At 61.3% G+C, this 626-nt stretch carries 1 protein-coding gene; it reads left to right on the top strand.

Features of this window, described 5'->3' with window-relative positions:
* On the top strand, positions 1-365 hold a 365-nt coding region (locus IE224_RS20890), incomplete at its 5' end, for a transposase (RefSeq protein ID WP_191313442.1).
* Positions 366-626 lie beyond the last annotated feature (261 nt).

Here is a 626-nt window from a genome sequence, read left to right as displayed (position 1 = left end):
GACCCATCAGCGCCATGGCGATCCAGGCGTTCGCTCCCCCGATGGAAGGGTTCCGAAGAGGACGCGACTTTGCCGCCTGGCTGGGTCTCGTCCCCGTCCAGAAGTCGACCGGTGGCCGGCAAATCCTAGGGCGGACCTCCAAAATGGGACAACGGGACATCCGAAGGCTGTTGATCATCGGCGCGATGACGCGGGTCAGATGGGCGATCAAAAACGGCCCTCCAAAGGGGTCTTGGCTCGAGCAGATGCTGGCGCGCAAGCCTCGGATGCTCGTCGCCATCGCCTTGGCAAACAAGACCGCCCGCGCGATCTGGGCGGTGATGACGAAACAGGAGGATTATCGAGACCCTGCCCCGGCCGTGTGACACGGCAAGGGCTGGCAGGTGTGAGACGGACATTGACCAGTAAGGACAAACGATCGACCAGATCGAGGTTGGGGAAACCAGGCCCTCCCAGAGAGCTCGCAGCTCGGGCTCATTGATATGGACCCAGCCTTCGCATCGCCATACCGGCCCGCGGCATTGTCAAAGCCGCACATTGAGGCCTGACACATGACCGTACCCGATCACATGTCCGAACCGTTCAAAAGAAAGCTTGCACCGACCGAGGTATCCACACATGGGAGG

Origin of the sequence: Paracoccus aerius, from assembly GCF_014656455.1 — a bacterium.
GTDB lineage: Bacteria > Pseudomonadota > Alphaproteobacteria > Rhodobacterales > Rhodobacteraceae > Paracoccus > Paracoccus aerius.
Note: the sequence above shows the minus strand (reverse complement) of the source record. Positions and strands in the feature narration are given on the sequence as shown.